Source organism: Synechococcus sp. RC10A2, from assembly GCF_047502605.1.
In genome coordinates, this window is record NZ_JANSHP010000053.1 from 1 (window position 1) to 12,819 (window position 12,819).

Consider the following 12,819-nt stretch of genomic DNA (forward strand, 5'->3'; position numbering starts at 1 on the left):
GGTTTGCTAAGTGCTGCTATTGTACCCCTTGAGCCCTTAACAGGCTGTACCACCCTCAGGGGAGAACCTGAGTAAAGAGGTGGTTAAGAATCCCTCTCCATTAGGCCAGAGCCCGGAAAAGAGGCTAATCCCCCAACTCCGGATCCGGCCGCACCCGCACCTCCATTTGGCGCAACAGGCGCAGCGAGCTCTCCGGCCCGTCGATCATCTGCTGCTCGTTGATCCAGTAGGTGGCAATGCCCAGGTCTTCCAGAAATCGAATGTAGGGATCCGGCGGCGGCCCGTCGAAAACGGCGGCTTTCTGAACGGAGAAGCCCTGTTCGATCCAGGGGGTGAGGGCAAAGCGCTCGTAGTAAAATAATTGCCCCACCACCTCCTGGAGCGCCTCTGCGGCATCTTTGTGGTGCAGCAATTTCACCTCGGCCAAAAGCAGGTGTCCATCCGCCACCGCCAGAAAGTCAAACGTGTGCTGGTCTTCCCGCACCTCCAGCCCAGCCAGGCGGAACCAGCGGCGAAAGTGGTGCAAGATCTCGTTGTGGCGTTCGCTGCGCTCCAACTGACGGCGACGGCGGCGCTCTGCCATCAGCGGGTCTGTCCCGGCACAGGCAGGGATCCCGCTGCTGCGAAACTGGGGCGGCTCATCCGGATCCAAAACCACCTTGCCCCCAGCAGGGTGATGCAAGAGGGGGGGCATAGGAGGCAGGAGCTCGGCGGATCCCCACTCCACCTCCGGCTGCGCAGCCAGGGCGAGCAGATGGCGATTGAGAGGGTGCTCAGGGTGGGTGTCAAACAACAGCTTGAGTTGGGAGTGGCTGAACTGAAAATCCAGGCGAAACTGCTCCACCGAAAGGCTGCTGCGCCCCTTTTGCAGAGTCTCCTGGCCAAAGTAGAGCATCACCAGCAGAGGATAGATGGGCAGGGGGCGATGGGGCGGGATCAGCATGGCCCACATCGCGTCAGTCCAGTGGGGGAGCAAAATCTCCGCCTGTTTGCCCTTGCCCACCACCTGCAGCATTTTGGGGTGTCCCGCCTTCCAGCCACAGGGGTGGTCGTCGAAGCCACAGGTTTGCCGCCCCTGATCCACGCTCAAGGGGTAGCGCCCGTCGTAGAGGCGAAAAGGACAGAGATCCCGGTCTTCGGCCAGAAAACGCTCGTCCTGCCACAGATGGGCGGCCAAAGCATGACAACCAATGCCCTCCTGGCTGTTGCAAGCCTTAAGCCAGCGCCGTTCCGCCAATTTGCCGCCCACTTTGCTCGGCGCCAGGGGTTGGACAAGGCCGTTTTCCCCTTGGTTAAACAGGGGCCACACCAAGGGCTCCCCCGTCTCCGGCAGGGTGGGCAGCAGGGGGTGGACTTTGCTGTAAAACGGGTCGCAAATGCGCTGGGCCACCTGCTGCAGAGGCAGGCCATGAGGGGATCCCACCGCCGGCAGAAGAGATCCCGAGCCGGCCTGGGCGCGATGGTACTGGATGGCCAGGGCCACTTCTACTCCTATTGGACGCAGTTCCGGCGTCAACTGCCGGTAACGCTGCAGCAGCCGCGAGGCGTGCACAAACAGGTCGTAGCGCCGAACTGGGACTGCGTCAGCCATAGGGTTGCCGGAGAAATTCCTCGCCGACTTGAGCAAAAGCTGGCTATGGACGAGCTTCTCGGTCTCAAACAGGATCGAGATTGGGTTTGTTGTGTCTGCAAATGCTGACTTGCCGAGCGCAGCGGCAGGAAGGCCCGTTTCGCTTGGCACCAGGTCAGTTGTCAGTGTAGTAGAGAAACCCCGGCGCGGAAAGATTTTGCGACTTGCTCCCGCCAAAACCAGCGGCAACAGGCTAGCAGGGAACGATGCTCCGGCCCTAACTCGGTTACCGAGAGCCGGTGCGGCGGTTTCGCTTTCGGCAATCCCATACCTTTTCCGGGATCCCCGGCTGCCTGGGCTACCATAAAAAGCTGTAGGGCTTTTGCATGAAGCATCACAGGTCATGGCCAATATTCAGCGGGATCCTGAGGTCAACGGGTCGGCGGCCACCGCCCTTTCTTCACAGCCTCAGCCTTCGGCGCCCCCCTTGCCTTTGCTGGTTATGTTTCGCCTGGGCCTATTTCAGATGGGCTTGGGGATGATGTCGCTGCTGACGTTGGGGGTGCTCAACCGGGTCATGATCGACCCGGAGCTGCTGGCCATCCCGGCTACGGTGGTGGGGGGATCCCTGGCCATGCACCAGTTGGTGTCTCCAGCCCGCGTCTGGTTTGGGCAGCTTTCCGATGCCAAGCCTTTGTTGGGGACGCACCGCAGCGGCTATGTGCGCCTGGGATCGGTGTTGTTTGCCCTGTGCATCTTCTTGGCGGTGCAGGTGGTGTGGGGCTTGGGGCAGAGCTTTGCCAACAGCGGCTGGTCGCCGGCTACCTACGGCTGGATTGCTCTGGCTGCCTTGATGTTTGCTCTCTACGGGCTGTGTCTGAGCGCCTGCTCCACGCCCTTTGCGGCGCTGCTGGTGGATGTTTCCGATGAGCACAACCGCTCCCAGTTGGTGGGGATCGTCTGGTCGATGCTGATGGTGGGCATCGCCGGGGGGGCGATTGGCTCGGCGGTGCTGCTGCGCGGCCTGGATGCCGAGAACTTACAGAGCACGATCAACCGCCTTTTCATCATCATCCCTGCCGTGGTGATCCTGCTGGGGGTGATCGCCACCTGGGAGGTGGAAGAACGCTACTCTCGCTACGGATCCCGTTCCACCTTGGTGGGTCGGGAAGACCAGATCACCCTGGGCACGGCCATTAAGGTGCTCACCGCCAGCCGCCAAACCGTGATCTTCTTCGGCTTTTTGGCCCTGATGACCATGGGCCTGTTTATCCAGCAGCCGATTCTAGAGCCCTATGGCGGCGAGGTGTTCGGCATGACCGTATCCCAAAGTACCCAGCTCAACGCTTTCTGGAGCCTGGGCATTTTGGCGGGAATTGTGGTGACCGGATTTTTCATCGTGCCCAAGTTGGGCAAGCAGACCACCACCCGCCTGGGCTGCTTGCTGGTGGCCCTTTCTTTTGGCCTAACCATTGCCTCAGGGTTTACGGGCGAGCCGCGGCTGCTGCAACTGTGCATGATCCTGTTCGGCTTAGCTTCCGGGATCACCACCAACGGCGCCATCAGCTTGATGTTGGATTTGACAGCGGCTGAGACTGCCGGCACCTTTATTGGGGCTTGGGGCCTGGCCCAGGCGATGTCGCAGGCGCTTTCTACCCTCATTGGCGGCGCCTTGCTGGATTTGGGGCGGCTCCTCTTCCCCACTTCCTCGGTGCTGGCCTATGCCACCGTCTTTGGGGTGGAGGCGGCGGTGATGCTGCTGGCGGTGTACTTGCTGGGACGGGTGAGCGTGGCCGAGTTCCGGGAAAACACCAACCGCGCCCTGACCGAGGTGCTGGCGCTGGAGCTGGAAAGCTAACGCCCTTTGGCCGGCTCGTAGTGGCGACACCCCTGGCAGGGCCCGCTGGGGTTGACGGCGCAGCGCAACAGGGGCGAGCGGGCGTTGAAGCGGCAGGAGGGATCCCCCAGAAACTGGCCTGCTTCGGGAGGTGGGCTCACCGGGCGAATGAGGGCGCGGATGCCGCAGAGGTGATACTTGCCCTGCCGCAATTGGTAGGAATGACGCTTTTCCAAAATTAGGTAGTGCTGCTCGGCCAGTTGGATGTAGGTACCCGGATGGGGGCTGCTCTCCCAGGGGCATTCCTCCACCACCTCTCCCGAATCCGCATCGATCCACTGAATGGGCAAGGCCGGGTTGACAGAAGACATAAGGTGCCAGGGAGGCCAGCCTGGAGAACAGACCGGCAAACAATAGGATGGACGCGGTTTTGCCTGTACTCGCTCTATTTAGTGTAGAGGATTTTCCTTGGGCGGGCCGCCAATTGGGGGGGAGGGTTGAGTCCTAGGTTCTCGCGCCTGATCTAGATCTCCTTCTTCCGAAGGGAGGTCACCTCCATCTCTCCCGCCTCGAGTAGCCAGAAACCTCATCTCTTGCCGAGGGGGTTACCTTAGACCCTGTTTTCTCACTGTGGCATGATGGGTCAGAAGCAAAAATTGGTAGCCTGGCCGAGGATAGGCCACGGGTGAGCCACATCTGCCTGGAGCGACCGGAGTCCTTATGGTAGGGCAAACCTTGGCTGGCCGCTATCAGATCCTAGAAGAACTGGGATCCAGCGGGCAAACCTACCTGGCCCAAGATGGCCATTGCCCCGAACAGAGCTGGGTGGTGATCAGGCGTTGGCAACCTCGCTCTCCCAAGGGGGAAGAGCCCTCTGCTGCCCGGCAGCGATTTCAACAGGCAATGGCGCTGCGGGAACGCCTGGGATCCCATGACGCTATCCCGCGCCTGCTGGCCTATTTTGAGGAGGAAGGGGGCTTTTACTGGGTGGAAGAGTGGATCCAGGGGCAGACACTGGAACAGGCCCTGCGCCAGACCACGGAGCAAGGGCAGCTTTGGTCAGAGGTGGAGGTGCGGGCCTTTTTGCAAGATGTGTTGCAGACTCTAGCCTTTCTGCAGGGTGAGGGGGTGAGCCACGGCAATTTGCGGCCCTCTTGCTTGCTCTGCCGACAGTCCGATGGCCGTTGGATGGTATTGGGCTTGGGCCAAGCTATGGCCTCTGCCGGTTCTGGATTGGAGGCTTCCTCTGCTGGCGGCGACCTCGATGCCTTGGGCCTCCTCGCCTTGCAAGCCCTCTCAGGGATCCCGACCCACAAGCTGTTTCGCGATCCGTTGACGGGAGAGCTGCGCTGGCACGATCTGGCTCCTACCAGCGCTCCTTTCGCCGCTTTTTTGGATGGCCTGGTGGGTTGCGACCCGCGGCAGCGCTTTGCTTCGGCAGCGGCAGCTCTGGCTGCCTTGCAGGCTTTGTCTCTGGCAGAAGGTGTCTCTCCCGGCGCTGAGATCTTGCCCGACCCTGTTGCCGTCGATCCCTGGCAGGAGCCGACTACGCCGCCGCGCTCTCCCGTATCGTTGCGGGCGCGTTTCTGGATCCCACCGCTTTGGGCGGGGAGCAGCCTGGCGGCTTTGCTGGTTTTGTTCGGAGTTGCTGCCTGGCAACTGGCGGCCAACCTTAGCCGGTGGGGAGAGAAGGCAGTTGTGCCTAGGGACTCTGTCCCGCCCGCGGGAACAATGGCAAATTTGGGATCCGCTGGGCCCAACAGCTTCAGCTTCACAGAGCAGCCGCCCAATCCCTCCAAGACTGGAAGCCCTGCCCTCGACTTGGCAGATTGGGCCAAGTCCTTACGGCTCAAGGCCAAGCTGGAAGGTCCCGCCGCCATCACCGCCCTGGCCATCAGCCCGGATGGAAATCTCCTGGTTGCCGGGGGGGATGACGGCGTCATCCGCTTTTGGGATCCCCAGGCCGGCCAACTACTGCAGAGCTGGACAGGCCACGAAGGCTCGATTGAGACGCTGGCCATCAGCCCGGATGGCACCTTTTTGGTGAGTGGAGGGGCAGACAAGACGGTGCGGGTCTGGGATCTGGCTGCTCTAGGGGATCCCGCCCTGCGGTCGGGGGAGGGGGTGCCACGGCTGCAATTGCAAGGACACACCGACTTGATCAACAGCGTCGCCATCAGCCCCGATGGCCGTTGGATCGCCAGCGGCAGCGCCGACCGCACCATCCGCCTTTGGCAAGCCGAGGACGGCCAGTTGGTGCGCACCATCGACAGCGCCGCCTACCCGGTTACCCAAGGGGCAGGCATTACGGCAGTGGCCTTTGCTCCCTCTGGGTTGGCGGAAGAAGGGAGCTCGCCCTGGATCCTGGTGGCTGCCAATGGGAATCCCGCCGTCTATCTCTGGGATCCCAGGAGTGGAGCGTTGCTGAAAACCCTCGAAGCCGACTACCCCATCGAGCAGGTGCTCCTCAGCCCCGATGGCCGCCACTTGCTCGCCGCCAGCGCTTCCGGCATCTGGATCTGGAACGTGGGCACGGGATCCCGGGAGCGCACCCTGCCCCAGCCCTTATCCGGCTTGGCCACCCTTGCCCTCAGCCCCGATGGTCGCTTGCTGGCCAGCAGCACCGATCACCGCGCCCAGCAGATCAAACTCTGGGATCTGCGCAGCGGCAAAGAGTTGCGCACTCTGGGCGGCCAGACCTGGATGGTGAGCGCTCTGCTGTTCGGCCCCGATGGTCAGACCCTTCTCAGCGGCGGCGCCGATGGCGCCATTCGCATCTGGGGGCCAGAACATCCCGCCTCTGAAGCGGAGAAGGGGACTCAGCCTTGAGGAATCAAGCCAGGTAGAATACTCGACGGAGGAGGGATCCCGGCAGAGCATGGGCAGAGTAGTCATTATCGGGGCGGGGCTGGCCGGCTTGACCTGCGCCAAGGTGCTGGCCCAAGCGGGCCAAAGGGATGTTCTGGTCCTAGAGAAAAGCGACAGCCCCGGCGGGCGGGTGCGCACCGACGCGGTGGAAGACTTTCGTTTGGATCGCGGCTTTCAGGTGCTGTTTACGGCCTATCCCCAGGTGCGGCGGCATCTGGATCTGAGCCAGCTCGATCCCCGCCCCTACCGTCCGGGAGCCATGTTGGCCCAACCCGGTCGCTGCTGGCTGTTGGGAGATCCCCTGCGGGATCTGTCCAGTATCTTTCCTTCCCTGCTCAACCCCTTGGCCAGCTTTGGCGACAAGCTCAAGGTGCTGCAGTTGCGGGCAGAGCTGGCGCGGCGCACCCCGGAGCAGGTTTTCCAAGAAGGACTGGGGGGATCCGATTGTTCGGTGCGGGAGTTTCTGGAAAGGTACGGGTTCTCCGCCAAGATCTGCCAGCACTTTTTCTACCCCTTTTTCCGCGGCATTCTTTTGGATCCGGAGCTGGCCAGCAGCGCCCGCCTCTTGGCCTTCTATTTCAAGATGGTGGCCGAGGGAGCCATCGTCACCCCGGCCTTGGGTATGGGAGAACTGGCCCGCCAACTGGCCGGCCACCTTGCCCCAGAGCAGATCCGCTACCAAACCCCGGTGGAGCGCATCCTGGTCCAAGAGGGAAAAGTGCGCGGGATCCGCACCGCCGACGGCGAGGAGATCCCTGCCGAGTGGGTGGTCTGCGCCACCGATGCTCCTCAAGCGCGGGCCTGGCAAGCGGAGCTCTGCCCCCACGCCGCTGTACCCATCCCCACCCAGGGACGAGCGGTGACCTGCCTTTACTTCTGCGCCCCCTTTTCCCTAACTCGCGGCCCTTATCTGTACCTCAACGCCGGCGGCCAAGGCTGGATCAACCACTGGGTGCAGCTCACCCACCTCAGCCCGGCGCTGGCTCCTGCTGGCCAGCACCTCTATTCGGTGACGGTGCTGGGAAATCCCCCTCTGGGCGATGAAGAGCTGGCCCAAGCCTGCCGGGCCGAGCTGCAGACCTATTTTCCCAAAGCCCCCTTGGAACAATGGCGCCTGCTGCGGGTGTATCGGATCCCTTTTGCCCAGTTTGTGCAGCCGCCCGGCTTTCAGCAGCATCTGGTTCCCACCTTTAGCGGCCTGCCGGGCCTCCTTTGGGCCGGGGAATACACCCACCAGAGCAGCCTCGAGGGATCCCTGCGCAGCGGCGAACAGGCAGCGGCGTGGATTCTCCAAAAATCGGCGTAAATCTGTACAAAGCAATACAGACTTTCTTAAGCCTATTCCCAGCAACAAAGCTGGGATCCCGTGGTATGAAGGGGGTGGACTTGGTTGCCCACGAGGATCCCTCCGCCATGCAAAACGCCACCCTTAGCCCAATCCCGCTCCTGCAGCGGTCGTTTGAGTTGGTAGGTCCCATCTACTGGCCGCTGCTGATCCTGGCCTCTCCAGGCTTTATCCTGGCCATCGTCACGGAGCTGACCCCACTTCTCGGGGGGATCCTCCAACTGGCCTATGGCATTGTTGTTGCACCGATCCTAGGCGGAGCAGCCTTGTGGCTAGTGGATCAGCACCTGAAGCGGCAAGCTCCCCTGCTGGGCAACAGCCTCAACCGAGCGGTCTCGAAGGCAGTGCCTCTAGTTCTGAGCACCCTCTTAGCAGCACTCCTCTCTTGCCTTGCCTCCATCTTTCTGATCATTCCAGGCATTTATGTAGGGGTTAAGCTGGCCCTCACACCTTGTGCCATTGCTCTAGAAAATCAAGGAACTACAGGAGGGCTGCGCTACAGTTGGAATCTCGTCAAAGGTCGTTGGTGGGGCGTGTTTTGGGCCCTTCTGATTGGGGGCTTTATTCTCGGTTTTGGGGTTGGATTGATAGTTGTACTTGTCAGTAGAGTTGTGGCTGATTTTGGCGACTCTGTGGTGAACGTAGTTAGGACTGCCGCTGCCACAGCCGTTGTGCCCATCTTCTGGGTCTATGTGGTTCTCCTGTTCCGATCCCTGCAACGATTGAAGGGGCAGGCGGCCTCCTAGTTTCCGCTTTTGCCCCCATTGGGGATAGCAAAAAGGGTGCTCCCCGTGCCTAGCTTTGAGATGAGAAGGGATCCCTTTTTGGGATTTCGGCTCAACCCAAGATGTCCTAGGTGAGATCCCGTGGTATGAAGGGGGTGGACTGGGCTGCCCACGAGGATCCCTCTGCCATGCAAAGCGCCACCCTTAGCCCGATTCTGCTCTTGCGGCGGTCGTTTGAGTTGGTAGGCCCCATCTATGGGCCGTTGCTGATCCTGGCCTCTCCCGGCTTCATCATTTCCATCATCGCCGAGCTAATCCCACTTTTCGGGGGAATCCTCAACTTGGCCTATGTCCTGATTGGTGCGCCCATCCTGGCCGGGGCAGCCTTCTGGTTGGTGGATCAGCACTTGAAGCAGCGAACTCCCCCGCTGGGCAACAGCCTGGATCGGGCTGTCTCTAGGGCAGTGCCTCTGGTATTCGGCAGTATCCTGCTGGTGCTGATTGTCTCGCTGGGGATGCTGTTGTTTGTGCTTCCCGGTATCTACTGGGGAGTGAGGCTGGCTTTCACGCCCTGCGCAATTGTCCTGGAAGACAAAGGCACTACAGAAGGGTTGGGCTACAGTTGGAGCCTCGTCAAGGGCCGCTGGTGGGGAGCGTTTTGGGCACTTCTTATCTTTGGCCTCACGGTGGTTGTGGCATTTCTGGCCGGGAATTTCATCTTTGGCTTCACGGTAGGTGTGATTTCGGGTGTGATTTCGTCTTATGACGAGACTTTTGCTGAGAAAATTTTGGAAGTTGTGAATGTTGTGAGTGTGACTGTGGTTGGGAATGCTGCCGCCACGGCAGTTGCGCCTATCCTCAATATCTATACAGTGCTCCTGTTCCGATCCCTGCAACAATTGAAGGGGCAGGCGGTCTCCTATTGGGGATAGCAAAAAGGGGGTTCCCCGTGCCTAGCTTTGAGATGAGAAGGGATCCCTTTTTGGGATTTCGGCTCAACCCAAGATGTCCTAGGTGAGATCCCGTGGTATGAAGGGGGTGGACTGGGCTGCCCACGAGGATCCCTCTGCCATGCAAAGCGCCACCCTTAGCCCGATTCTGCTCTTGCGGCGGTCGTTTGAGTTGGTAGGTCCCATCTACTGGCCGCTGCTGATCCTGACCTCTTCTAGCCATATCGCGTTCTTCGTTGTAGGTCTGACCTCACCTTCCCTCGGGATGATCCTCTCCTTGCTCCTCCTGGCCTATGTCCTAGTCGGCGCGCCCATCTTGACAGGAGCAGCCTTTTGGCTGGTGGATCAGCACTTGAAGCAGCGAACTCCCTTGCTGGGCAATAGCTTGGATCAGGCTTTCTCTAAGGCAGTGCCTCTGATATTCGGCAGCCTCCTGGTGAATCTGATTTCCTCACTAGGGATGCAGCTGTTTGTGTTTCCCGGCATCTATTGCCGGGTAAGGCTAGCTTTCACCCTCTGCGCAATTGCCCTGGAGGACAAGGGTGCCACAGAAGGGTTGGGCTACAGTTGGAACCTGGTCAGGGGCCGTTGGTGGGGGGTGTTTTGGGCATTCCTGGTCGTGGTTTTGATCTTCGGCATCTCAATCCTGCTTTTGCCTTTTGTTGTGGCGATCTTGGGAGCTACCCTAGCTGCAGTTGTAACTGGGGGTAATACCGACATCATAGGACTTGCGCTTCTGGTTTGGGCGCCTGTGGTAGCTCTCTTAGCAGTTGTGGTCGGGTTTGCCGCTTTCACGGCAGTCACGCCTATCTTCAATGTCTACACGGTGCTCCTGTTCCGATCCCTGCAGCAGCTGCAAGCGCAAGCAGCGTAGTTTGGCTTGCCCTCACCCCCAATCCTTCCCCCCTGGCGAGAGGGAAGTTGCAGTTGGCCTAGGGAGAAGGGCGCTCCAGGATCCCTCCCCCCAGCAGGAGATCCCCGTGGTACCAGACGGCAGCTTGGCCAGGAGTGACCCCAAACTGCGGCTCGGCAAACTGCAGCTTTACCCGCTCCGGCGATTCCGGGATCAAGGTGGCCGGCACGGCGGGGGTACGGTAGCGCACCTGCACTTCTACCGCTAAGGGCTCGTCCGGCGCAGGGGTCGAGACCCAGTTCACCTGCCGCACCCAGGCCTCGGCTTGGGTGGCTTCTTCCCGTTCCCCCACCACCACGCGGTTCATGGCCGCATCGATGCGCACTACATAGAGCGGGCGGGAAGAGGCAATGCCCAGCCCCTTGCGCTGGCCAACAGTGTAGTGGTGAATGCCCTGATGGGATCCCAGCACGCGCCCCTGGGTATCGACAATTTCCCCCGGCCTTTGACCCAGGTGCTGATCCAAAAAGTTGCGCATCGAGCCGTAGGTCTCGATCAAGCACAGATCCTGGCTTTCGGGCTTATTTGCCGTAACCAAGCCGTAGCGCGCGGCAATCTGGCGGGTTTGGGCCTTGGTGTAGTTGCCCAAGGGGAAGAGGCTGTGGGCCAGGTGCTCTTGGCTGAGGTCGTAGAGAAAATAAGACTGATCCTTCTGCCGATCCACCGCCCGCAGCAGTTGATATCGCCCCAGCTCGCTGTTGAAACGTACCCGCGCGTAGTGGCCGGTGGCAATTTGAGAGATGCCCAGGGTCTCGCGGGCATAGGTTAGCAAGGGACCAAACTTCACCAGCTTGTTGCATTGCGAGCAGGGCAGCGGTGTGATCCCGTCCGCATAGCCGGCCACCAGGTAATCGACAATGTTGGCTTGGAACAGCTCGCGGCTATCCACAATATGGTGGGGGATCCCCAATTGCTCACAGATGGCGGCGGCGTCCACCAGGCCGTCGGTGCAGCACTGGCCTTTCCCCCGCATCAGCCAGAGAGTCACCCCCTCCACGGCATAGCCCTGTTCGTGGAGAATGGCCGCCACCGTGGAGCTGTCTACCCCCCCAGAGAGAGCCGCCACAATGCGAGGCCGAGAGGGGGAGCCGGCTATTTCTGGAGCAACGAGAGGATAGGGGCTGGTAGCCATCGCAGAGCAGAGGATCAGGAAAACCAAAGGCCGGCAAATCCTCGACGGAGCCCTCCGAGAACCCCGTCCCTACATCAGGCCGAACCCAGATCTTCAGCTTAGCTTGCTTCTGAATCGGCTGGCCGGGATCCCGGTTCCGGGAAGCCCCTTTGGCGCAGCCGCCGCAGCGAATCCAAAGCCGCCGCGGCAACGCTATCGTGGGGATCTTTGGCCAGATAGTTGAGGGCGGAAACGCTCTTGGGCGAAGGCAGATTTCCCAAGGCCTGGGCCAGCCGCTGCCGCACCAGCCAATCTTCCGACTGGGCAAACCGCAGGATGTGATCCAACGCCCGCAGATCCCCCAGTTCTCCCAGAGCAGCAATGGCCGCCTGCTGCAGCAGCTCTTCCGGCCCCTCCAACGCCCGCAGCAATACGTCGTAGGCTCGGGGATCCTTCAGGTTGCCCAGGGCCACGGCGGCGCTGAAGCGCACCAGCCACTCCACATCTTCATAAAAAGCACGCACCAGCGCCTCAAAAGCCCGCGGATCTTCCAAGTAGCCCAGGGCGCCTGCCGCATCGGCGCGAATGCCGTAGTCCGGGTCTTGGGTGAGAATCTCCAGCAGCTTGGGCAAACAGGCGTCCGTCTGCTTGATCCCCAAGGCAAACACGGCAAAAGAGCGCACCTGCAGGTTTTCGTCGTCGATGACCTGCAAAATCAGCGGCACCGCCTGCTCTGCCGGCACATCTCGCAACTGGGCCAAGGCCACCATCCGGTCCGCAGAACGCGGGCTGCGCAAGCGTTGAGCGATCTCCTGTAAACGGGCGGGGTTGGCGGGATCCAAAGCAGAGACAGTCATGGCGTTAACAAATATTTACAATCTTTCTTCAGTATGGCAAACGAGGCTGCGCTTGGACAGAGGCCGTCTTTGTCTGGCCCGGTCGGGATCTCTGGGGACATGGTGCCACTGTTTCGATCGACAAATCCTAGCACTGTTGTCGAGAAAAGCAGGTTGACTTGGCCCCATCACGAAGATTTTGGATATTTTGGTGGAGAGGATACGAGGCTCTCTCCCGGTGGTCTCTATGCTGAAATCGCTGCCTGCTCGCCCATTGTCCTGCTTTCTTGTAGCCGGCCTGCTGTTGGCAGGGGGCGTTGCGTTTTTGGCCCCCCGTTGGTTCCCGGCTCTGGCCAACGAACAGGCTGTTCCTGAGGCCGAACTGGCGCTTCGGCCCCTCTTGCCTCCGGGATCCCGGATCCTCAGCTCGCGGCGATTGAGCGACACAGAAGCGGAAATTTGGGTGGAGTCTCGGGGGGGAACCAGCCCTGTGATCATGCGGCTGAATGCTGCAGGGACTTGGGAACAGGATATGAGCGCCACCTTGGCCCGCGGAGCCAGCCAGATGCAAGCTCTCGCCCGGCAACAAACGGTGAACTTGCCTGCCGGCTTTGGCCAGACCGCCCCCGATCAACCCCCGCCGCCGGTGCCCTCCCTTCTGCAG

10 protein-coding genes and 1 pseudogene are annotated in these 12,819 nt (G+C 60.9%); 7 read left to right on the top strand and 4 right to left on the bottom strand.

Annotation, left to right across the window (positions count from 1 at the left end; translation table 11 throughout):
- Positions 1-124: 124 nt before the first annotated feature.
- Positions 125-1,591, bottom strand: coding sequence for a hypothetical protein (locus NW848_RS06680; RefSeq protein WP_414508398.1), 1,467 nt, complete (start codon positions 1,589-1,591; stop codon positions 125-127).
- Between the two features lie 382 nt (positions 1,592-1,973).
- Here NW848_RS06680 and NW848_RS06685 point away from each other — a divergent pair, with 382 nt between their 5' ends.
- Positions 1,974-3,428: a BCD family MFS transporter gene (locus tag NW848_RS06685; RefSeq protein ID WP_414402880.1), complete on the top strand. Its 1,455-nt coding sequence runs from the start codon at positions 1,974-1,976 to the stop codon at positions 3,426-3,428.
- On the opposite strand, the gene NW848_RS06690 is transcribed toward NW848_RS06685, so the two are convergent.
- Positions 3,425-3,778 carry a DUF6464 family protein gene (locus NW848_RS06690; RefSeq protein WP_071813485.1) on the bottom strand — a complete coding sequence of 118 codons (354 nt, stop codon included), beginning with the start codon at positions 3,776-3,778 and terminating at the stop codon, positions 3,425-3,427. The genes NW848_RS06685 and NW848_RS06690 overlap by 4 nt on opposite strands.
- 349 nt (positions 3,779-4,127) lie before the next feature.
- Here NW848_RS06690 and NW848_RS06695 point away from each other — a divergent pair, with 349 nt between their 5' ends.
- The 5 genes from NW848_RS06695 to NW848_RS06715 all read left to right on the top strand — a co-directional run bounded on the left by NW848_RS06695 (position 4,128) and on the right by NW848_RS06715 (position 10,169).
- Positions 4,128-6,236 carry a WD40 repeat domain-containing serine/threonine-protein kinase gene (locus NW848_RS06695; RefSeq protein ID WP_011428966.1) on the top strand — a complete coding sequence of 703 codons (2,109 nt, stop codon included), beginning with the start codon at positions 4,128-4,130 and terminating at the stop codon, positions 6,234-6,236.
- A 49-nt stretch (positions 6,237-6,285) separates the two neighbouring features.
- Positions 6,286-7,581, top strand: coding sequence for an FAD-dependent oxidoreductase (locus NW848_RS06700; protein ID WP_414508397.1), 1,296 nt, complete (start codon positions 6,286-6,288; stop codon positions 7,579-7,581).
- A gap of 65 nt (positions 7,582-7,646) precedes the next feature.
- Positions 7,647-8,366, top strand: a complete 720-nt coding sequence (locus tag NW848_RS06705; protein ID WP_414402878.1) for a hypothetical protein — start codon at positions 7,647-7,649, stop codon at positions 8,364-8,366.
- Between the two features lie 125 nt (positions 8,367-8,491).
- A complete protein-coding gene (locus NW848_RS06710; RefSeq protein WP_414508396.1) occupies positions 8,492-9,277 on the top strand; it encodes a glycerophosphoryl diester phosphodiesterase membrane domain-containing protein in 786 nt (261 codons plus the stop codon).
- A 97-nt stretch (positions 9,278-9,374) separates the two neighbouring features.
- Positions 9,375-10,169 (top strand): glycerophosphoryl diester phosphodiesterase membrane domain-containing protein, encoded by a 795-nt coding sequence (locus NW848_RS06715; RefSeq protein ID WP_011428969.1) that lies wholly within the window; start codon positions 9,375-9,377, stop codon positions 10,167-10,169.
- A 58-nt stretch (positions 10,170-10,227) separates the two neighbouring features.
- Here NW848_RS06715 and mnmA read toward each other — a convergent pair whose 3' ends face one another.
- Both mnmA and NW848_RS06725 read right to left on the bottom strand, forming a co-directional pair.
- Entirely contained in the window at positions 10,228-11,340 is a 1,113-nt protein-coding gene (gene mnmA, locus NW848_RS06720) for a tRNA 2-thiouridine(34) synthase MnmA (RefSeq protein WP_011428970.1), read from the bottom strand.
- A 98-nt stretch (positions 11,341-11,438) separates the two neighbouring features.
- Entirely contained in the window at positions 11,439-12,176 is a 738-nt protein-coding gene (locus NW848_RS06725; protein WP_099812630.1) for a HEAT repeat domain-containing protein, read from the bottom strand.
- 226 nt (positions 12,177-12,402) lie between these two features.
- On the opposite strand from NW848_RS06725, the pseudogene NW848_RS06730 reads away from it, so the two are divergent.
- Positions 12,403-12,819 (top strand): annotated as a pseudogene (locus NW848_RS06730) (hypothetical protein); the annotation flags it as partial.

Bases quoted from the DNA above. Each gene is read 5' to 3' on its own strand.
- mnmA (WP_011428970.1), bottom strand. From the start codon at position 11,340: ATGGCTACCAGCCCCTATCCTCTCGTTGCTCCAGAAATAGCCGGCTCC.
- NW848_RS06700 (WP_414508397.1), top strand. From the start codon at position 6,286: ATGGGCAGAGTAGTCATTATCGGGGCGGGGCTGGCCGGCTTGACCTGC.
- NW848_RS06725 (WP_099812630.1), bottom strand. From the start codon at position 12,176: ATGACTGTCTCTGCTTTGGATCCCGCCAACCCCGCCCGTTTACAGGAG.
- NW848_RS06680 (WP_414508398.1), bottom strand. From the start codon at position 1,591: ATGGCTGACGCAGTCCCAGTTCGGCGCTACGACCTGTTTGTGCACGCC.
- NW848_RS06690 (WP_071813485.1), bottom strand. From the start codon at position 3,778: ATGTCTTCTGTCAACCCGGCCTTGCCCATTCAGTGGATCGATGCGGAT.
- NW848_RS06695 (WP_011428966.1), top strand. From the start codon at position 4,128: ATGGTAGGGCAAACCTTGGCTGGCCGCTATCAGATCCTAGAAGAACTG.
- NW848_RS06705 (WP_414402878.1), top strand. From the start codon at position 7,647: ATGAAGGGGGTGGACTTGGTTGCCCACGAGGATCCCTCCGCCATGCAA.
- NW848_RS06715 (WP_011428969.1), top strand. From the start codon at position 9,375: ATGAAGGGGGTGGACTGGGCTGCCCACGAGGATCCCTCTGCCATGCAA.
- NW848_RS06710 (WP_414508396.1), top strand. From the start codon at position 8,492: ATGAAGGGGGTGGACTGGGCTGCCCACGAGGATCCCTCTGCCATGCAA.
- NW848_RS06685 (WP_414402880.1), top strand. From the start codon at position 1,974: ATGGCCAATATTCAGCGGGATCCTGAGGTCAACGGGTCGGCGGCCACC.